Annotated in this window: 16 protein-coding genes; 6 read left to right on the forward strand and 10 right to left on the reverse strand. The window is 66.8% G+C overall.

Annotated elements, in window-relative coordinates:
• Genes G6N67_RS07535 through G6N67_RS07580 form a run of 10 tightly spaced genes read right to left on the reverse strand, consistent with a single transcriptional unit; the run spans nucleotide 1 to nucleotide 10,545 of the window.
• Nucleotides 1–1,041, reverse strand: a complete 1,041-nt coding sequence (locus G6N67_RS07535) for an Ldh family oxidoreductase (protein WP_051578760.1) — start codon at nucleotides 1,039–1,041, stop codon at nucleotides 1–3.
• Entirely contained in the window at nucleotides 1,038–1,661 is a 624-nt protein-coding gene (otnC, locus tag G6N67_RS07540) for a 3-oxo-tetronate 4-phosphate decarboxylase (RefSeq protein ID WP_051578759.1), read from the reverse strand. The genes G6N67_RS07535 and otnC overlap by 4 nt, the downstream gene beginning before the upstream one ends.
• Nucleotides 1,658–2,908: a 3-oxo-tetronate kinase gene (gene otnK, locus G6N67_RS07545; protein WP_036433240.1), complete on the reverse strand. Its 1,251-nt coding sequence runs from the start codon at nucleotides 2,906–2,908 to the stop codon at nucleotides 1,658–1,660. Before otnK ends, otnC begins: the two co-directional genes overlap by 4 nt.
• A complete protein-coding gene (locus tag G6N67_RS07550; RefSeq protein WP_051578758.1) occupies nucleotides 2,905–3,555 on the reverse strand; it encodes an aspartate/glutamate racemase family protein in 651 nt (216 codons plus the stop codon). Before G6N67_RS07550 ends, otnK begins: the two co-directional genes overlap by 4 nt.
• Nucleotides 3,552–4,634, reverse strand: a complete 1,083-nt coding sequence (locus tag G6N67_RS07555; protein ID WP_036433239.1) for an isocitrate/isopropylmalate dehydrogenase family protein — start codon at nucleotides 4,632–4,634, stop codon at nucleotides 3,552–3,554. Before G6N67_RS07555 ends, G6N67_RS07550 begins: the two co-directional genes overlap by 4 nt.
• Nucleotides 4,635–4,656: 22 nt before the next feature.
• Entirely contained in the window at nucleotides 4,657–5,094 is a 438-nt protein-coding gene (locus G6N67_RS07560; protein WP_036433238.1) for a cupin domain-containing protein, read from the reverse strand.
• The gene (locus tag G6N67_RS07565) at nucleotides 5,091–6,506 is read right to left on the reverse strand and encodes an NAD-dependent succinate-semialdehyde dehydrogenase (protein WP_036433236.1); all 1,416 of its coding nucleotides are present in this window, start codon (nucleotides 6,504–6,506) and stop codon (nucleotides 5,091–5,093) included. Before G6N67_RS07565 ends, G6N67_RS07560 begins: the two co-directional genes overlap by 4 nt.
• Nucleotides 6,503–7,606: an ABC transporter ATP-binding protein gene (locus tag G6N67_RS07570; protein WP_036433234.1), complete on the reverse strand. Its 1,104-nt coding sequence runs from the start codon at nucleotides 7,604–7,606 to the stop codon at nucleotides 6,503–6,505. Before G6N67_RS07570 ends, G6N67_RS07565 begins: the two co-directional genes overlap by 4 nt.
• The gene (locus tag G6N67_RS07575; protein ID WP_036433231.1) at nucleotides 7,599–9,368 is read right to left on the reverse strand and encodes an ABC transporter permease; all 1,770 of its coding nucleotides are present in this window, start codon (nucleotides 9,366–9,368) and stop codon (nucleotides 7,599–7,601) included. The genes G6N67_RS07570 and G6N67_RS07575 overlap by 8 nt, the downstream gene beginning before the upstream one ends.
• Before the next feature lie 19 nt (nucleotides 9,369–9,387).
• Nucleotides 9,388–10,545, reverse strand: coding sequence for an ABC transporter substrate-binding protein (locus G6N67_RS07580; RefSeq protein ID WP_036435684.1), 1,158 nt, complete (start codon nucleotides 10,543–10,545; stop codon nucleotides 9,388–9,390).
• A 283-nt stretch (nucleotides 10,546–10,828) separates the two neighbouring features.
• On the opposite strand from G6N67_RS07580, the gene G6N67_RS07585 reads away from it, so the two are divergent.
• From G6N67_RS07585 to G6N67_RS07610, 6 genes are all read left to right on the forward strand, one after another.
• A complete protein-coding gene (locus G6N67_RS07585) occupies nucleotides 10,829–11,752 on the forward strand; it encodes a GntR family transcriptional regulator (RefSeq protein WP_197747953.1) in 924 nt (307 codons plus the stop codon).
• Nucleotides 11,753–12,096: 344 nt separating this feature from the next.
• Complete coding sequence (locus tag G6N67_RS07590) at nucleotides 12,097–13,167, forward strand: IS110 family RNA-guided transposase (protein WP_081812401.1); 1,071 nt, start codon at nucleotides 12,097–12,099, stop codon at nucleotides 13,165–13,167.
• An 81-nt stretch (nucleotides 13,168–13,248) separates the two neighbouring features.
• On the forward strand, nucleotides 13,249–15,891 hold the full coding sequence (acnA, locus tag G6N67_RS07595) for an aconitate hydratase AcnA (protein WP_036433229.1): 2,643 nt from the start codon (nucleotides 13,249–13,251) through the stop codon (nucleotides 15,889–15,891).
• Nucleotides 15,892–16,032: 141 nt separating this feature from the next.
• A complete protein-coding gene (locus G6N67_RS07600; RefSeq protein ID WP_036433226.1) occupies nucleotides 16,033–17,436 on the forward strand; it encodes a GntP family permease in 1,404 nt (467 codons plus the stop codon).
• Nucleotides 17,437–17,462: 26 nt separating this feature from the next.
• Nucleotides 17,463–18,674: a CaiB/BaiF CoA transferase family protein gene (locus G6N67_RS07605; protein ID WP_036433223.1), complete on the forward strand. Its 1,212-nt coding sequence runs from the start codon at nucleotides 17,463–17,465 to the stop codon at nucleotides 18,672–18,674.
• On the forward strand, nucleotides 18,671–19,612 hold the full coding sequence (locus tag G6N67_RS07610) for a hydroxymethylglutaryl-CoA lyase (RefSeq protein ID WP_036433220.1): 942 nt from the start codon (nucleotides 18,671–18,673) through the stop codon (nucleotides 19,610–19,612). Before G6N67_RS07605 ends, G6N67_RS07610 begins: the two co-directional genes overlap by 4 nt.
• The last annotated feature ends 10 nt before the right edge of the window (nucleotides 19,613–19,622 follow it).

The following is a 19,622-nucleotide window of genomic DNA, read 5'->3' on the forward strand; positions in this document are numbered from 1 at the left end:
CTACTCCTCGGTCAGTCCCGGAACACCGGCCACGGCGGCCAGGGCGTTGAGTTCGGCAACAGTCGCGGGCGGCAACCCGACGACGCCGCCCGCCCGCTCGATCGCGCGGTTCTCCAACTCCCCGGGAACCAGGACCTCGGTGTCGGGCGCGGCGGGGCAGTTCTTGATGGATTCGATGTAGTCGTCCATCCGAGCACCGAACTCGTCGGGTGCCATGATCGCCCGGATGTCGATGGCCACCACCAGGTGTCCGCACCCGCTGCGATGGTCGGGCACGTACGGGCCGACGACGCCGGTGCCGTAACGGCTTCCGGTGAGGACACCGGAGAGCACATCCATCATGAACGAGATCGCGTAGCCCTTGTGGCCCGCCATCGGCAAGATCAGGCCGTCGAGCGCCGCCTGGGGGTCGGTGGTCGGCAGTCCGGACGCATCGACGGCCCAGCCTGGTGGGATCCCCGTGCCTCTTTCTTTGGCGGCGTAGATCTTGCCCCGGGCCACGCCCGTGTTGGCGATGTCGAGCACCACGGCCCCGTGAGATCCACCGGGCACCGCGATCGACCACGGATTGGCGCCGACCATCTTGCGCAGCCCGCCCCACGGCGCCATGGCGGGGCTGCCGTTGGTGGTGAGAATGCCGACGCAGCCGCGCTCGGCGAGGATCCGGGTCCAGTACGCGGCCGTGCCGAAGTGGTTGCTGTTGCGCACCGCCACCACGGCGACCCCGTGGGTTGCGGCATTGTCTGCCGCCAGCTCGACGGCGCGGGCCGTGACGATCTGGCCGACGCCGTCGCGGCCGTCGAGCACCGACACCGCGCCGAACGCGCTCACCACCTCGGGTTCGGTGACGGGGTTCATCGCGCCGGATTGCAGTCGTGCCACATACCAGGGCAGCCGCAGCATGCCGTGCGAGGGATGACCCCACAGGTCGGCGGTGACCAACGATGCGGCCACCGTGCACGCGTCGGCATCGGGCACCCGATGTGCTGTCAAAATTGCTGTGCCGCAATCTGTTACGGCATCAGCGGAGAATGTGTTCACCGGTATTTCTCCTCAAGTCGTCGGGCTTCGTCGTCGGGTACCGGTGCCACCGCACGCCCATGCAGCAACAGATACACCTTTGCGGTTTCCTCGATCTCTTCGAGCGCATCGGCAGCCTCGGCCAGGTCGGCGCCCGCGACGATCGGCCCGTGATTGGCCAGCAGCAACGCGTGGTGATCGGCGGCGACCAGTTCAGCGGTCGGGCCGAGTTCGGGATCACCGGGTGCGTAATACGGCAGCAGCGGCAACGCGCCGACGCGCATCGCGTAGTACGCCGTGAGAACCGGAAGCGCATTGCTGCGGTCGACGTCGCGCAGGCACGACACCGCTACCGAGTGCGTGCTGTGGGTGTGGACGACGGCGCGCGCCGTCGGCCGGGCCCGGTACAGCGCGAGATGCAGGAAGGCCTCCTTGGTGGGCGCGGGACCGTCCAGGTGGTCACCGCCAATGGTGATGCGCGACAACGCCTGCGGGCGCAGGCGGTCCAGTGCCACACCGGTGGGTGTGCACAGCACGGTACCGTCGGCGTCGACGGCGCTGATATTGCCCGTGCGACCGAACGTCAACCCGCGCCGAAAGAACGATGCGCCCAGTTCGGTGATCTCGGCGGCGATGCTCACGTGAGAACCTCTGCCGTCGCGGCCCGCACCAGCAGGTCGGGCGAACCGAAGTTCCCCGATTTCAGCAGCAGTGACACACCGTGATCGGTTGTGCTGCACCAGGGCACGCCGCGGTCGGCCTCGGCGTCCACCACCACCGAGCGGATGCCAAGCGCGTCGACCACCGCACCGGAGGTCTCCCCACCCGCGACGACGATGCGCCGAGCTCCCGCCTCGACCGCTGCCTGGGCCAGCGCGCCCATGGTCGCTTCGAGCTGGTCGGCGACCACAGGGTCGGCGGGGCCCCGTTCGTGGGCCGCCGCTGAGGAGTAGATCAGCACCGGCTCCGCACCGAGGTGTTCGCCGAGCCAGGCACGCGCGGGCGCCAGCAGATCCGCCGGGGACGCCACGGTGCGGGGATCGAGCCGGTGTGACGAAAAGCGTTCGCGCGCCTGCGCGACCTGGCCGAGCGTGGCCTTCGAGCAGCTTCCGGCGAGCACGACGGTCGGGCCCTCCGGGGCTCGCACGGTCGCGAACTCCACAGGCTCGCTGTCGTGTTCGTGTATCACCGCACCGAGCGCACCCGCCAAGCCGGCACCGCCGGTCACGACGCTCATCCCCTCGACCGCGCGGGCGATGACGTCGAGATCATCGTCGTCGATCGCGTCGACCACGACGTGCCTTGTGCCGTCTGCCCCGCGCACCGCATCGGCAACGGCCTCCGCACCGCGTCGGACATGGTGGCGGGACAGCAGTTTCACCGGGTGCGGCGTCTGCGCGGCCATCAGGCGCACCACATCGGATTCGGTCATAGGGGTCAGCGGGTGGTACCGCATCGACGATTCGGCAAGCAGTTGCTCACCGACGAACAGGTGGCCCTGATAGACGGTGCGGCCGTGTTCCGGTGTGGCAGGGCAGATCACCGTGGCCGGCGCGCCCGCCGCGTCGAGCAGTGCGTCGGTGACCGGACCGATGTTGCCTGCCGGGGTGGAGTCGAACGTCGAGCAGTACTTGAAGTAGACCGTCCGCACGTGCACGACGTCGACGAGCCAGCGCTGCGCGGCCAGCGACATCGCCACGGCGGTCCCGGCGTCCAACGCCCGGGTCTTGAGCGCCACCACGACCGCATCGCAGTCAGTCGCGCTGAAACCGTCGTCGGGCGGCCCGAAGAACAGCATCACCCGCAGCCCCCGCCGGCGAAGTGCCGCGGCGACGTCGGTGCCGCCGGTGTAGTCGTCGGCGATGCAGCCGAGCGCAGGGGCACTCATGCTCGCAGCCGTGCCGCGACCGCGCGCGCCGCCAAGCGGGTCGGGCTCACCACAGGCACACCGGTTTTCGTGGCCAGCTCGTCGGCTGCGGGGCTCAGCGAATACTGTGCGAGGCACAGCAGATCGAACTGGCACGTGCCGGCACCTGCGGCGAGTGCCCCGACCAGGCCGGTCAGGTCGCCCGAGGCTGCCGCCCGCGCGGCTCCCTCGCAGTACACCGGCACCACGTCCGCGTCCGGTAACACCGCTGCCACCCGGGCGGTGGTGTCGGAGGTCGCGGTGCGCAGCGATGCCAGCACCGCGACCCGGCGCGGTGCCTGCCGGACGATCTCGTCGAGCATGTCCGAGTCCGAGCTGAACACCGGTGTGGCGAAGACCTTCTCGGCAATCGCACGCACTTCGCCGTACATCGAGCACGCCATCACCACCGCGCTCGCACCACCGGTGACCGCGTGTCGGATCAGATTGAGCATGCGGTCCCGCAACTGCGGGCTCAGCTCGCCGAGGGCGTCGGCGTCGGGTCCGAGCCGGTCGTCGACCAGATTCCACAGCTTCGCATCCGGCAATTCGGTGGCGAACGCGGCGGTTATCGGTCCGATCGACGCCGGCGCCGAGTGCACGACCGCGATCAACGGACTTTCGGTCACGCCTGCCCCTTGATGGTGGCGGCGACCGCTTCACCGAACTCGCGCGTGCCGGTCGAACCACCCATGTCCGGTGTCATCGTCCCGGCCCGCACGGTCGCCTCGACACCACCTTCCACGAGCGCCGCGGCCTTGATGAGGCTCGCGTCGTCCCGCCGCGCGCCGAGCCACTGCAGCAGCATGCCCGACGACAGGATCATCGCGATGGGGTTGGCGATGTCGCGGCCGGCGATGTCGGGCGCCGAGCCGTGTGCGGCCTGTGCCATCGCCTTGTCCAGGGACGCGTTGATGGACGGCGCGATGCCAAGAGAGCCCGCGAGCTCGCCCGCGAGGTCCGAGAGGATGTCACCGAACATGTTCTCGGTGACGATGACGTCGAACTTGTCGGCGCTGCGCACGAGATGCACTGTCATGGCGTCGATGTGGTAGTCGTCGACCTCGACATCGGGATAGCCCGTGCCGATCTCGCGGCACACATCGCGGAACAGGCCGGTGGTCAGCCTGAGCACATTGGCCTTGTGCACGATGGTCAGCTTGCCGCGCCGCGCCTGCGCGAGATCGAACGCGACCTTGGCGATGCGTTCCACCGCCGAGCGCGTGATGATGCCCATCGCGATCGCGGTGTTCTCGTCAGGCATGTACTCGCCGGTCCCCGCGAACGTGTTGCGGTCGGCGTAGAACCCCTGGGTGTTCTCCCGCACGATCACCAGGTCGGCGCCGGGAACCACAGCCTTTGCCCCTTCGAAAGCCTTGGCCGGCCGGATGTTTGCGAACAAACCGAAGTGTTTGCGGATCGTGCCGCTCGGATTGAGCTGCGACTTGAACGGCTCGGGGTAGGCCGCACTGTCGTGCGGTCCGAGCAGCCAGGCGTCCATTCCGGCCAACGCATCCAGCGTCTCTGTGGGGATGTGGCTACCGTGCGTGTCGATCGCCGAGCGTCCCAGCGGCAGGGTCACCCACTCGGCGGCCGGCGCACCCGCCGCGGCGAGCGCTGCCTCGACCACCGCGACGGACGCAGGCACGATCTCCGGTCCGATGCCGTCGCCCTCCAGGAGGCCCAGGCGCAGTGTGCTGTCGGTCATGATTGTTCCCTTCTCTGAAAGCTCAGCTGATGTTGGTGCCGTGTTCTTCGTCGATGCGCGTGGTCACGCCGGTCGCGACGATGGTGCGGTTGGCGTCGACCGACGCGTAGGTCCAGAAGATGTGCAGTTCCTCGGTGTCGGAGGAGTTTCGGAAGAAATGCGGAATCCCCGCAGGGATGAACGACGTGTCGCCCATCCCCACCGGGTGCGTCTCGCCGTCGATGTGCGCGACAGCCGAGCCGCGCAGGATCAACACCGACTCGTCGCAGTTGTGGAAGTGCTCGGGTATGGCGGCGCCGGGCCCGAACATCGTGATGCCGTTGAGGAAATCCCTGGCACCCACGTGCCGGCTGACGAGCGGGATGGTGCGGGCCCCTCCGCCGCGCTGGCGCGGTTCGATCTCGGAGGGCCGCAGGATCGCTGCGGTGCGGGTGGTGTTGATCATGTCGTTCCTGTTCATTCGGACACCGGGGCGTGTGTCTGCGGTTCGGTCATGGCCCACCAGGTGCGGATGTTGACGAACTCCCGGATACCGGGAGCGGCCAGCTCGCGGCCGTAGCCACTTCGTTTGGTGCCGCCGAACGGCATCCGGGCGTCAGAGGCCACGAGTGCGTTCACGAAGCATGCGCCCGAGGTGATCCGCCGCCCAACCGCGACCGCGGCATCGACGTCGGCGCTCCATACACTCGCACCCAACCCGAACGGGGTGTCGTTGGCCACCTCGACCGCTTCGTCGGCATCGGCCACCGTGATGATGGAGGCGACCGGACCGAAGACCTCCTCGGCGTAGATCGACATGCCTGGCGTGACGTCGACGATGACGGTGGGCTGATAGAAGAACCCGTCGAGGTCGTCACGAATGTAACCGCCGCACAACACGGTTGCGCCCGCGTCGACGGCGGCCTGCACCTGCGCGGCCACGCCGTCCCGCAGGTCTTTACGCGCCATCGGCCCCACGTCCGTTCCCGGCGCTTCCGGGTCACCGACCGCCAGCGCCGCGGTGTGTTCGACGACGAGCCGCGTGAACTCCTCGGCCACAGCCGCTTCCACGATGAAGCGTTTGGGTGAGATGCAGCTCTGCCCGGCGTTGAGGAAGCGGCCCTTGACAGCAAGCGCCGCGACCCGCGGCAGGTCGGCATCGGCCAGCACGATGAATGGATCAGATCCGCCGAGTTCGAGTACCGACTTCTTGATCTCGCGACCGGCGATCGCGCCCACCGCGCTGCCTGCCCGCTCGCTGCCGGTGATCGTGACGGCCCCGACCCGCGGATCGGCGATCAGGCGTTCGGTTACGGCGGGCACATCGGGTTCGGCGACCAGCAATGTGGTGAACAGCCCGTCGGGCAGGCCCGCGTCGGTCAGGATCCGCTGACACACCAACGCTGCTCCGGTGGTGTTCGGAGAGTGCTTGAGCAGTGCGGCGTTTCCGGCCATCAGAGCCGGCGCGGCGAACCGGAACACCTGCCACAGCGGGAAGTTCCACGGCATCACCGCAAGCACGACGCCGACCGGTTCATACGACACCCAGGCGCGGTCGGCGTCGGTGTCGTAGTGCTCGTCGGCCAGGTAGGTAGCGGCGTTGTCGGCGTAATACTCCAACCCAGTGGCACACTTGTGCACCTCGGCGCGAGATTCGGCCAGCGGCTTGCCCATTTCCCGCGTGATCAGCACCGCGAGCTCCTCGTCGCGCTCGCGCAGCAATGCCGCCGCAGCGCGCAGTACCTCGCCGCGTACCTTCATATCCTCTGCGGCCCAGGCCGTTTGCGCGCTCGTCGCGGCTTCGAGTGCGGCGTCGATCTGAGCCGGGCTCATCGCGGGATAGGTGGCCAGCTCCGCGCCGGTCGCCGGATTGACGGTGACGATGTGGGTCACGAAGCACCCGCCATCTGCTTCTGCGGGTACAGGAAGATGTTCTCCGGATCGATGACCAGGTCGACCTCGCCCTGGTGCCCGGCCTTGAGGCAGTCGGCCGTGATGGTCGAATTGCCGACAGTCAAAAGGTATTCATACTTGCGGCCTACATAGAGCACGCTGCTGACCGAGGCCCGGACCACGTTGTGCCCCTCGGCGTGGGTGGTGCCCACGGCGGCGATGTTGACGCGTTCGGGTCGGACAGCGACGCTGACGGTGTCGCCGGTGTGAACATCCATCCGGCCCGTCGCGTGGACCACCTGCCCGGTGGCCTCCAACTGCACCCTGGCATCGGCGTCGCTGGCCTCGACGACCTTGCCCGCCAGAAAGTTACAGCTACCCACGAAGCCGGCGACCTCGCGCGCCGCGGGCTGTTCGTAGATCTCGGTGGGAGTGTCGATCTGGACCATCTCGCCTTTGGACATGACCGCGATCCGGTCGCTCATCGCGAGGGCTTCGTCCTGGTCGTGCGTGACGTAGATGGTCGTGATCCCGACCTCGGACTGTAGCGCCTTGAGCCAGGCCCGGGCCTGTTCACGCAGTTTGGCGTCCAGGTTGGACAGTGGCTCGTCGAGCAGCAGCAGCCGCGGCGAGTAGACCAGGGCGCGGGCCAGCGCGACACGCTGCTGTTGGCCGCCCGACATCTCATGCGGGTAGCGGTCCCGCAGGTGCAGCAGGTCGACCTTCTCCAGGGCGTCGTCGATGAGGCCGTTGCGCTTGGACTTGGTCACCTTGCGGAGTTTGAGTGGCAGGGCAAGGTTGTCGGCGATGGTCATGTGCGGCCACAGCGCGTAGGACTGGAACACCATGCCGAGGTTGCGTCCCTCGGGCGCGACGAAGGTGCCGTCGGCCCCGCTGAAGAACACTGTGTCATCGAGTTCGATGGTGCCCTCGTCGGGCCGCTCAAGGCCTGCAATGCAGGACAGCGTCGTCGACTTGCCGCATCCGCTGGGGCCGAGCAGTGTGAAGAACTCACCGTCGTGGACATCGAAGTTGATGTCTTGCAGCACTTTCGACCCGTTGAAGGTCTTGTTGACGTTGCGGACACGTAGATCAGGCATGTGAGGTCGAACCTTTCAGGAGGCGGGTGGCGACGGTGACGAAGACGAGGGTTATGGCGATCTGGATGGCCGCCAGCGCGGCCACCGATCCGGCGTTGCCCTCGGCCCAGAGCTGCAGCGCCGTGGTGCCGATGACACTGGTCTTGGAGTTGGCCGGGAACACAGCCGGGGAGTACTCCTTGATCATCGTGACGAACACCAGGACCAGGGCTCCCGCGAAGGCCGGCGCGATGAGCTTGCCCAGCACCCGCGTGAAGGTCCGGAACCAGTCGGCGCCGCTGACCCTGGCCGCGTTGTCGAGCTCGGCTCCGATCTGCATGAGCAGCGGCGATATGTTGCCGTACGCGGTCGGCAGCGCACGCAACCCGAAGGCGATCACCAGGATCCAGATGGTGCCGCTCAGCAGTCCCGAGATCCAGCCCGGCGAGTATGCCAGCGCCCAGAAGAAGCCGATGCCGACGATCAGCCCGGGCATGGCCTGCGGGGCGAGGGCCAGATACTCGACGAGCTTGCCCGCCTTCATGTTCGATCGCCGCGACACCAGCACGGCCAATGTGCCGAGCACGCTGATCACAACCGCACCCACCACGGCGATGACGATGCTGTTGACGATCGACATGTAGTAGGCGGTGTAGCTGAAGATCGGCTTGTAATTCTCGACCGTCATGGTGGAGAACGGTGATTTGAGCGGCGTGAGCACCAGGGTGAACGAGCGGAAGATGAGCGCGCCGATCGGGAGTACCGCACCGAAGATCAGGTAGACCGCGATGAAGAACACCGAAATCCATTTGATCCAGCCGAGATCGAACACCCGCGGCCGGGTCGCCTTCCCCCGCACCGAGACGAACCGCTGTGAGTCCTTGAGCAGCTTGGACTGGACGGCCACCAGCGCCACGGTCACCAGCAGGATGATCACCGAAGCCGCACCCAGCACGCCGTAGTCGGGGTCGATCGACTGCAGGCCGTTGGTGTAGAGGAACGTGGAGAACACCGTGATGTCGGCAGGCTGGCCGTACAGCAGTGGCACCGAGAGGGTTTCGATCGCCATGCTGACGATCAGCACCGAGCTGTAGACGATCGGGGGCCGCAGCATCGGCACCACGACCGACCAGATGATGCGGACAGGTCCGGCGCCGCACACCTGCGCGGCCGATTCCAGTGAGTTGTCGGACTGGTTGAGCGCGCCGACGCAGAACGTGAACGCGATCGGTGCGAGTGCGACCGCTTCGGTCAGCGCCATCCCCGGTATCGAGTACAGGTTCCACGGCACGAAGCCGAGCGCTTCCCGCAGTTGCACGCTGGCGAATCCGGCGGGACCGTACAGGATGATCCAGCCGAAGCCGAGCAACAGCGACGAGATGTAGAAGGGCCATCGCATGGATCCCGCGACCAGCCGGCCCAGCGGCAGTTTGGTGCGGGTGACGACGATCGCCATCGGTACCGCGAACAGCTGGGCCAGGATGACGGTCAGCCCCGCGAACAGGATGGTGTTCACGATGACCTGGCCGAAGCCGGCCTCGGTGAACAGCCGCCCGTAGTTGGCCAGGGTCAGAATGCCGCCTGCCTCGTACAGCGGCCGGTCGACGATCGACTGGTACAGCGTCGGGATCACCGGCGCCAGGACGAACACTGCCAGCACGATGAGCACGGCGTACTGGATGACGTTGTCCCGCCCCATGTTCCGGAAGCGTCGGTAGTGCGGGCTGCCGAGTTCGCCGGGTGCCGGGCGATCGGTGCTGAGGGTTTTCTCAATGGTGGTCATCGCGGGTCGCTATCTCGGCTCAGTCGGCTTGCAGGGACTTCCAGCGTTCGGAGAAGGCATCGATCTCCTCGTCGCCGGCTTTGGTGTAGGGCACGAAGATCAGGCTCTTGGGGCCGACGGAATCGACTACCTCCTGATAGGTGGCGACACCGTCCTCGGCGCGTTGCACACCGTCGCGGTACGCGGTCAAACCGCCTTCGGACACGGCCTTCTGGCCGGCTTCGGACAACACGAAGTCGAGGAACAGCTTCGCGGTCGCCTCATGCGGTGCCCCATGGGCGATCCCGATGCCACGACGCAGCAGCGGCGTGCCGTCGGTCGGGAAGACCGCCTTGATCAGGCCACCGGTGCGCTGCTCGGCGGTCAAAGCCGGTGAGCCCATGAAGAATCCGACCGAGTACTCACCCGAGGTGACCTTCTCGACCATGCCGCCCGTGGATGTCTCGTTCTTGCTGAACGGCAGGATCTTGGCGAAGTCCGCCCACGCGGCGTCGGGATCGTTGTTGACGAAGGCCGAGGTGACGGTGAATCCGAAGGCGCCGGCCGGGTTTCGCACCGCGATCATGCCGTTGAAATCGTCGGGGTGGGCGGTGACCTTGGCAGCGAGGTCGGCGATGCTCGTGGGCCGCTCATCCTGCGGGATCAGCGCAGTGTTGTACACCATCGAGATCGGATCCACCGACAGCGAGTACACGTTGGGCAGCGGTGATGCCCAATCCGGGAGATGGCGGAGTTCCGGCGACGCGTAGGACACGAGCGTGTCCGGGCGCTCGGCGAAGTCGGCCCACGCGTCGGCGGCGTTGCTCACCACGATGTCGGCGCTGTCCTGACCGGTCGCCTGCTCGGACAGCGCCCGCTGGAACACCTCGTCTGAGTCGAGGTTGGTGGCGTTGATACTGCCCACCCACGGGAACTTGTCCTGGAACGCGTCGATGATGGGCGCCCAGCTCTGCTGATCGGTGTTGGAGTAGATCGTCAGCTCGCCGCCCTCCTGCTTGGAAGCGTCGACCAACTGCGCGTAGCCGGCCGGGTAGTAATCCGGCAGTTCAGGCTTGACATCGGAGTAGTCCCCTCCGACACCACAGGCCGCGAGTGCGGCGACAAGTGCGGTTCCGCCCAGCATGGTCGCGATGCGGCGGCCAATCGGTGAGCGGTTCGCAATCTGGTGAGTGGACACGGTCCTGGGTGCCTCCTTGTTCTCCAACGCCCGTCTTTCGGTGTGTTGCGCATCACCTCGTGGGCGCGTCCTGAAGTCTGCGCCGAAATTGGTCGCCCTGTCAACCGGTTGACCACTCTGATGCGCCTGCGATGTTTGTACTGTTTTGCGGATTAGTACAATATGACGCACACCACATCGACCGTCAAGGCCCGAGGTAAACCGCGCTTCGCCCAGGCACAGCGGCACCCGTCCGCCTTGTACGATCACCACAGAAAGAACATCGTGGTCAGAGGAGCCCAGCGTGAGCGTCAACGGTGGCCCGCCGCCAGGCGGATTGCTGTCGACGCGCGTGTCCCCCAACTCGATGGCGATGCGCGTCGTCGATCTGATCCGTCGCCACGAACTCCAAGAGGGTGCCCACCTGACCGAGCAGTGGGTCGCTGACGCGCTGGACATCTCGCGCACGCCGGCGCGCCGCGCGCTGGCGTACCTCACGGAGATCGGACTCGTCGAGCGCACCCCGCGCCGCGGTTTCCACCTCGCGATGCCGGCCTCCGAACTGGCGCGCGTGGCGCTCGACGCCGACGACGACGAGGACGAGCAGCTCTATTTCCGCATCATCGACGACCACCTCGGCGGCCGGTTCACCGAAGACTTCACCACCACCGACCTGTGCCAGCGCTACGGCCTCACCACGCGGCAGGCCAATCTCGTGCTGTCCCGCATGGAGTCCGAGGATCTGATCCGCCGGCGCGCCGCACGCGGCTGGGAATTCGTGCGCACACTGTCGACCAAAGAGGCCCACGACCAGAGCTACCGCTTCCGGCTCATCGTCGAGCCTGCCGGGTTGCGCGAACCCGGTTATTCGGTCGATCCCGAAGCCTTCGCCCTGCATCGTCGGCAGCAGGAATCACTCCTGCACGGAAACATCGTATTGCTCTCGCGCAGTGAGCTTTTCCGCTACAACGCGACGTTTCACGAGATGCTGGCCGAATGTTCGGGCAATGCCTACCTGGCCGACGCCGTGCGGCGCGTCAACCGCATGCGGCGGATGATCGAGTACAACCACCAGGCCGACCGGTCGCGGCTCGTCACCCAGGCCCGCGAACACCTGCACCTGCTCGACCTATTGGAAGCGGGCGAGAACGACAAGGCCGCCGACTTCATGTACACGCACCTCGACGTCGTGCGCGAGCTCAAGACCGGCATCAAGTCCCGCGGCTGACTCACCCCTTCCGCACCACTTTCTCCCGCCGCACCACTTTCTCCCGCGAACAGACGTGGCGGTACCCGATTTTCACGCATATGGGGTACCTACACGTCTCAGTGTCATGGTGAGTGTGCCGGGTTTACGGCGTGTCTGCGTGACAGGCGTTGTAGCGCGGTGGTTGGTTGCGTTTCACCTGGTGTCTGGCTCGGTACGCGTCTGCCGCCCTTTGGAGTTGGCGTTGAGCAGTAGTGCCGGCACCAGGTGAGACGGACCGGCCGACCTGACTTGATAGGAGCGTGGCATCGCCCCGACTGAGATGTGTCGGCCGACCGGTCCAACCTCAACAACCTCTCCCACGCGTGAAGGAGGCATTCACCATGATTGTTGTTGGCGCCGATGTACACAAGCGCTCCCACACCTTTGTCGCCGTTGATCAGGTAGGCCGGCGCCTCGGTGAGAAGACCGTCAAGGCCACCACCGAGGGCCACCACGCGGCCCTGATGTGGGCGCGTGACCAGTTCGGCACCGAACTGGTGTGGGGTATCGAAGACTGCCGCAACATGTCCGCGCGGCTGGAACGCGACCTGCTCGGTGCCGGGCAGAAAGTGGTGCGGGTACCCACCAAACTGTCGGCCCAGACGCGCAAGTCCGCCCGCACCCGCGGCAAGTCCGACCCGATCGATGCCGAGTCGGTCGCACGGGCGGTGCTGCGCGAACCCGACCTGCCCATCGCTTCCCACGATGAGCAATCCCGGGAGCTCAAACTGCTCACCGACCGTCGCGATGTCCTTGTCCGGCAACGCACTCAGACGATCAACCAACTGCTGTGGCGTGTGCATGAACTCGACCCCGACCAGGCCCCGCCACCTCGCGCGTTGAAAACCCGCACCCATCAGCAGGCGTTGCAGACATGGCTGAACATCCAGCCGGGTCTGGTGGCTGAACTGGCCCGCGATGAGCTGGCCGACATCATCCGACTCACCGGCGAGATCGACAAGCTCGAGCAGCGTCTGGCCGCTCGGGCCCGCGAAGTGGCGCCCAGCCTGCTGGCCATCGACGGGTGCGCGGAGCTGACCGCGGCCAAGATTGTCGGCGAGGCCGCCGGCATCGACCGGTTCACCAGCGAGGCCGCCTTCGCCTGCCATTGCGGGGTCGCACCCATCCCGGCATGGTCGGGCGCCAACGCCGGCCAGATGCGGTTAAGCCGCTCAGGCAACCGCCAACTCAACGCCGCCATCCACCGCATCGCCGTCACCCAAGCCCGAATGAAAGGCAGCGACGGCCACGCCTACTACCACCGGCTCATCACCGCCGGGAAAACCAAAGCCAAAGCCCGCCGCTGCCTCAAACGCCGCATCTCCCGCCGCATTTACCAGGCCCTCCACTACGACAACCACACCCACAATCAACACCTAACCGCCGCGGCTTGACATAGGAGCTATTGCTCGCGCGGTGTGGCCGCGCCCCAATCCCACTTGTACTTTTACGCGAATTAGTACAAACTGGCCCGCATGAGTGCAGCGACCATCGCCGACGGCCGCCTCGTCGTTGCCGGGCAGACCTACCGCTATGTGCCGCTGTCGGAGGTACTGACCGAGGCCGAACTCACCACGACGCCGTACGCCCTTCGAGTGCTGATCGAGAACGTCGCCCGCCGCGCACCGGCCGCGCTGCCCGCCGTGCTCGCCCGGTTGCGCGGCGAACTCGACACGTGCGAGGTGCCGCTGCATCCGAACCGAATCATGTTGCACGACACCACATGTCTTCCGGCACTGGCGGACTTCGCCGGGATGCGCGACCGGGTGGCCGAACTCGGTGGTGATCCGGCGGCGTTGCAACCCGCGATCCCGGTCGACCTCACCGTGGACCACTCGGTGATCGCCGAACACTACGCGCGTCCGGACGCAGTCGAGGCCAATCTCGCGATCGACTTCCGGCGCAACGACGAGCGGTACCGCTTCATCAAGTGGGCTCAGAACACGCTCGACCATTTCGGCGTCATCCCGCCGGGCACCGGCATCATCCACCAGATCAACATGGAGTCGCTGGCCACTTCGGTGTGGGTCGACGCCGCGACGGAGCCGGCCACGATACACCCGGATACGTTGGTGGCCACCGACAGTCACACTCCGATGGTGAACTCGATCGGGGTGGTCGGCTGGGGCGTGGGCGGCTTGCAGGGCCAGGCCGCAATGCTCGGCGAGCCCGTCACCATCGCCTATCCGACGGTGGTCGGGGTGCGTCTGACCGGACGGCTGCAGCCGGGTGTGACGGGCACCGATCTGGCGCTCACACTGACCGCGATGCTGCGGGCGCACGGCGTCGTCGACAAGTTCGTCGAATTCCACGGCGACGGCGCCCGCAACCTGGCGTGGGCCGACCGCGCCGCGGTGTCGAACATGGCACCCGAGTACGGCGCGACCGTCGCACTCTTCCCGTCCGACGACGAAACACTGCGTTTCCTCGAGGTCACCGGCCGGCCATCCGCCCACATCGCCCTGGTCCGTGAGTATCTGGCTGCCAACCGCCTGTTGTGCACAGCCGACGCACCCGCGCCGCAGTACGACGAAAACCTGCCCCTGGCACTGGAATCCGTGCAGACCACGCTGGCCGGGCCGTCGCTGCCGCACGAGAAGGTCGCGCTGCGCGACGTGCCGGCATCGTTTCGCACCGCCGCGGGTTCGCCGAGCACTGTGACGGGCGAGACCGACCCCGTGTTCGGCGAAGTGGTGCCCGCCGGGCCCGTCGCGGTCGCGGCCATCACGAGCTGTACCAACACCGCCAATCCCGCGCTCATGCTGCAAGCCGGTCTGCTGGCGCGCAACGCGCTTCGCGCGGGTCTGACGGTCAAGCCGTGGGTCAAGACCACGCTGTCTCCGGGATCCCGGGTCACCACCGAATATCTCGACGCCGCAGGGCTTCTCGCCGACCTGGCCGAGCTGGGGTTCGCCACCGTCGGCTACGGGTGCATGACGTGCATCGGCAACTCCGGCCCGCTGCACCCGCGAATGGAGGAACTGGTCGCCCAAGGCACCGTCCCGGCCGCGGTGCTGTCCGGCAACCGGAACTTCGCGGGGCGCGTGCATCCCCGGCTGCGGTTCGGTTACCTCGCGTCACCGCCCCTGGTGATCGCCTACGCGCTGGCAGGCACGGTGCTGCACGACTTCGGCACCGAACCCCTCGGTGAAAGCCCCGACGGCACCCCGATCTATCTGCGTGACATCTGGCCCGCCGACGTCGACGTCGCAGTGATATCGGCAAAGGCGCTGCGCCCGAGCATGTTCGAGCGCAACACGGCAGCGATTCGGACCGGCACCGAAGCCTGGCGCCTGCTGGAGGGCCAGGACGGGATCCGCTTCGACTGGGATCCTGCCAGCACCTATATCCGCCGCCCGAGCTTCCTCGAGGACGTGCCCGCCGATCCGGAGCCGCTGCCTCCAGTGTTGGAGACCCGTGCACTGCTGGCGCTCGGCGACAACGTCACCACCGACCACATCTCGCCGGCAGGCGCGATTCCCGGCGACAGCGCCGCAGCCGCATACCTGCGCAGCGCCGGGGTGGCCGAGCGAGATTTCAATCAGTACTCGACGCGCCGCAGCAACTTCGAGGTCATGCTTCGAGGAGCGTTCACCAATCACGCAGTGCACAACAGGCTGCTACCCGACGGCGCGGGCGGCGACGGAGCCTGGGCGTACACCAAGGATCGCAGCCAGATCCTGCCCGTGTACGACGCCGCCGCGACCTACCGTGCCGACCGGACCCCGCTGGTCATCATCGCGGGCGCCAATTACGGTGCCGGTTCCAGCCGGGACTGGGCCGCGAAAGCGCCCGCGCTGCTGGGCGTCCGGGCCGTCATCGCCGAGAGCTTCGAGCGCATCCACCGGTCCAATCTGATCGGCATGGGCATCTTCCCGCTGGAGTTCGCGTGCGGAGAGCACGCGCCGGCCCTCGACGGCACCGAAACGCTGCGGCTGCACGGGCTGAACGACCTGACCCCGGGTACGACGAGCGTCGCGATGGAGATCGCGCGTGCCGACGGCACTACCGACCGCATGACGCTGCGGCTCCGGCTGGACACCGGCAACGAGGTCGCCTATCTGCGCCACGGCGGCACGCTGCCGTACGTCATCCGCAGGACGCTCGCGAACACCTGACAGAAGCCGGACGCTTTCTTGCTTATATTGTGAGCGTATGTTCATATAGTAAGCATGACGTGACTCGCGTCATACCCTGCCGACAATGCGGCCTGGGCCATACCCCGCACTCGGCGAGTGCGACCCGATGGAGAAAAGCGCATGTCAGACGTCGCCATCATGATCAACACCGCGGTGGCCATCCTTGCCGTCGTCGTGTTGATCGTGCGATTCAAGTTCAACCCCGTGGTCTCGCTGGTCCTCGGATCCCTGTACCTGGGGTTGGCCACCAAACTCGGGGTCGAGAAGACGGTCGAAACCGTCGCGGGCGGCTTCGGCGACATCATGGCCGAGGTAGGTCTGCTGATCGCGTTCGGCGTGCTGATGGGCGCCATGCTGCAGGAGATGGGCGCAATACAACGCCTCGTCGGCACCTTGCTGCGCATCTTCGGGCCCAACCGGATGCCGTACGCGATGTCGTTGACCATCGCCACGGCACTGCAGTCGATCTTCCTCGACGTGCTGCTGGTGATGTCGGCGCCGCTGGCCCGCAATCTCGCCGCGAAGATCGGCAAGAACGGCACCGCCCGGATGGCCACCGCGATGGCGATCGGCCTCGAGTGCGGCATCGTGCTCACGGTTCCCGGTGTCGGAGCCCTCGCGCTGGCCGGTCTACTCGAGGTGCCGCTCGGCAAGATGCTGCTGTGCGGCGTCGCGCTCGTCATCCCCACGGTCGCAATCTCCGTCGCCATCATGATCTTTCTGTTCAACCGCGGGTGGTGGAATCCTGAGCGCGACGAACAACCGTTCCTCGGCGCTGAACCGGATACCGGCGGCGCCGAGGTGACCGACGAATCCGACACGGCAGGCGGCGGTTCGGGTTCGGTCGCCGTCGCCACGAAGACCGTTCCGGTGCGCCAGCAGACACCGCTGATCGTCCTGCTCGGACCTCTGCTCGGCTCACTGCTGCTGATCGCCACCGGCGCCATCCTCGACGTCGCGGGCATCCACAACCCGATCATCGCCTTCATCTCCGAACCGATCGTCGCGTTGCTGCTCGGCCTGATCGGCACCAGCATGGTCGGTCGATATGCCTTCGGCGCCAAGCACGTCGAGCGTGCGATCGCGACCGGGTTCAAGGAAAGCGGTCAGATCCTCATCCTCACCGGCGTCGGCGGATCACTGGCGGCCACTATCAAGGCCACAGGTTTGGGCGACATCCTCGGCGAGTACTTCACCGCGAGCCACGCGGCCCCGCTGCTCATGGTGTGGGTGGTCGCGGCGATCCTGCACATCGCGGTCGGTTCGGTGACCATCTCGGCCATCACCTCAGCCGGCATCCTCGCGCCGGTCGCACCCGTGCTCGGCCTCGACCCGGTTCTGCTGGCGCTGGCCGCCGGTGCAGGCTCGCTGTTCGCAGTGCACGTCACCAGCAACACCTTCTGGCTGTTGCAGTCCCTGCTCGGACAGACCACCCGCGGAACACTCAAGACCTGCACGGTCGGCGTATCGGTCGCCTCTGTGGTGGCGATCCTGCTGATCCTGCCCGCAAGCGCGCTGTTCTGACCGATCTCGACCGCTTAGGAAAAACCATGACCGACAACGACATCCGCCCGCTCGACGGGGTCCGGGTTCTCGAGCTCGGCAACTACATCGCCGCCCCTACCGCCGGTCGCATGCTCGCCGACTTCGGCGCCGAGGTCATCAAAGTGGAACGACCGGGCACCGGTGACGAATTGCGCAACTGGCGGCTGTACGCGGGTGACACGTCGATGCTCTACCGCACGATCAACCGCAACAAGAAGTCGATCGTGCTGGACCTCAAGACGCCGGAGGGTCGCCGGCTCGTGCTGGACCTGGTGCGGCACTGCGACGTGCTGCTGGAGAACTTCCGGCCCGGAACCCTGGAGAAGTGGGGTTTGGGTCCGGAAGTCCTCAACGAGGCCAACCCCGATCTGGTGATCACGCGCATCTCGGCATTCGGGCAGACCGGCCCGCTTGCGGACCGGCCCGGATTCGCCGCGGTCGCCGAAGCCGTCGGCGGCATGCGGGAACTGGTCGGCGACCCTGACCGTGCCCCGGTGCGCGTCGGCGTCTCGATCGGTGACTCGATCGCAGGCATCTACGCCGCCTTCGGCACTGTGATGTCATTGTTCCAGCGCGAACACAACCGCACAGGCACGCCAGTTCCGTTGACACAGCGCATCATCGACGTCGCACTCAACGAATCGATCCTGTCGGTCATGGAGTCGCTGGTGCCCGATTACCTCGCCTACGGCGTGAAGCGCGAACGCGTGGGCGGCCGCATGGAGGGCATCGCGCCGAGCAATGCCTATCCGTGCAAGGACGGCACCAGCATCATCATCGCGGGCAACGGCGACGCCATCTACGGCCGCTACATGCAGACCATCGGCCGGCCCGATCTGGCCGACGACCCCGACCTGCAGACCAACGCCGGGCGCTGGCTGCGCCGCGACGAACTCGATGCCGCGATCGGTGAGTGGACCATGCAGCACACGCGCGACGAGGCACTCGCACTCCTCGATGAAGCCGGCGTGCCTTCTGGGCCCATCTACACGGCCGCCGACATCTGCGCCGACGCTCAGTATGCGGCGCGAAACATGATCCAGGACTTCACCGTCGACACCGGAGGGGACCGGCCGGCACAGGTGGGCTTCCCGGGCATCGTGCCCGTGATCGGTGGAACGTCACTGCCCATCCGCAATGTCGGCCCGGACCTCGGCGAGCACACCGAACAGGTGCTGTCCGAACTGCTCGGAGCCGACGCAGGAGACCCACGATGACCTACCCCTACGCCCCGCAACCGACCTTGCGCGACGTCACGCTGCGCGACGGCCTGCAACTGACCGGGAAGCTGCTGTCCACCGAACGCAAAGTCGAAATCGCCCGTCAACTCCTGGCATTCGGCGTCCCGGAACTGGAGATCGGGTCGATGGCCCGCGGTGACCTGGTGCCACCGATGGCCAACACGCTGGAGGTGATTGCCGAACTGACACCGGACGAGCTGCGGCGCTGCTGGGTGTGGGTGGCCACTCCCCGCCACGTCGAGAAGGCCGCGGCGGCCGGAGCCCGCAACTTCCAGTACTGCCTGTCGGCATCCGACAAGCACAACCAGGCCAACATCGGTCGAAGCACCGACGCGAGCCTGGCTGCATTTCCCGACGCCGAACAGATCAGCCGCGATGTCGGCGGCACGATCGAGCTGTGCATCGCGACGGCCTTCACGTGCCCGTTCGACGGCGAGGTTCCGATGGACCGGGTGATCTCGATCGCCGACGATCCGCGGACCGACGGCGCGGCCGACCTGGTCCTCTGCGACACGCTGGGGCAGGCGGTACCCGCGCAAGTGAGCCGACTGTTCCGCATTGCCCGAGAACGGACTCCGCAGCGGCGCATGGTGTTCCACGGCCATGACACGTGGGGCCTGGGTGTGGCCAACACCCTGGCCGCTGTGGATGCGGGGGCCGCCATGGTCGACGGGTCTCTCGGCGGGCTGGGCGGCTGCCCGTTCGCCCCTGGCGCCAGCGGTAACACGTCCACCGAGGATCTGCTGTTCGCCACTCAACCCGCCTGGTTCACGCCCGACGTGCTCGAAGCGATGATCGGCCTGACCGACAAGATGCTGGCCGAACTCGGCGAACCGAACCGGTCGAAGACCGCACAGGGCGCCCGGTCGGAGGCGCATGCGTTTCCGTGGGTGATCACCGCACCACCGAGCTGAACCGGCGCGA

It is taken from the genome of Mycolicibacterium mageritense, assembly GCF_010727475.1.
Taxonomy (GTDB): domain Bacteria; phylum Actinomycetota; class Actinomycetes; order Mycobacteriales; family Mycobacteriaceae; genus Mycobacterium; species Mycobacterium mageritense.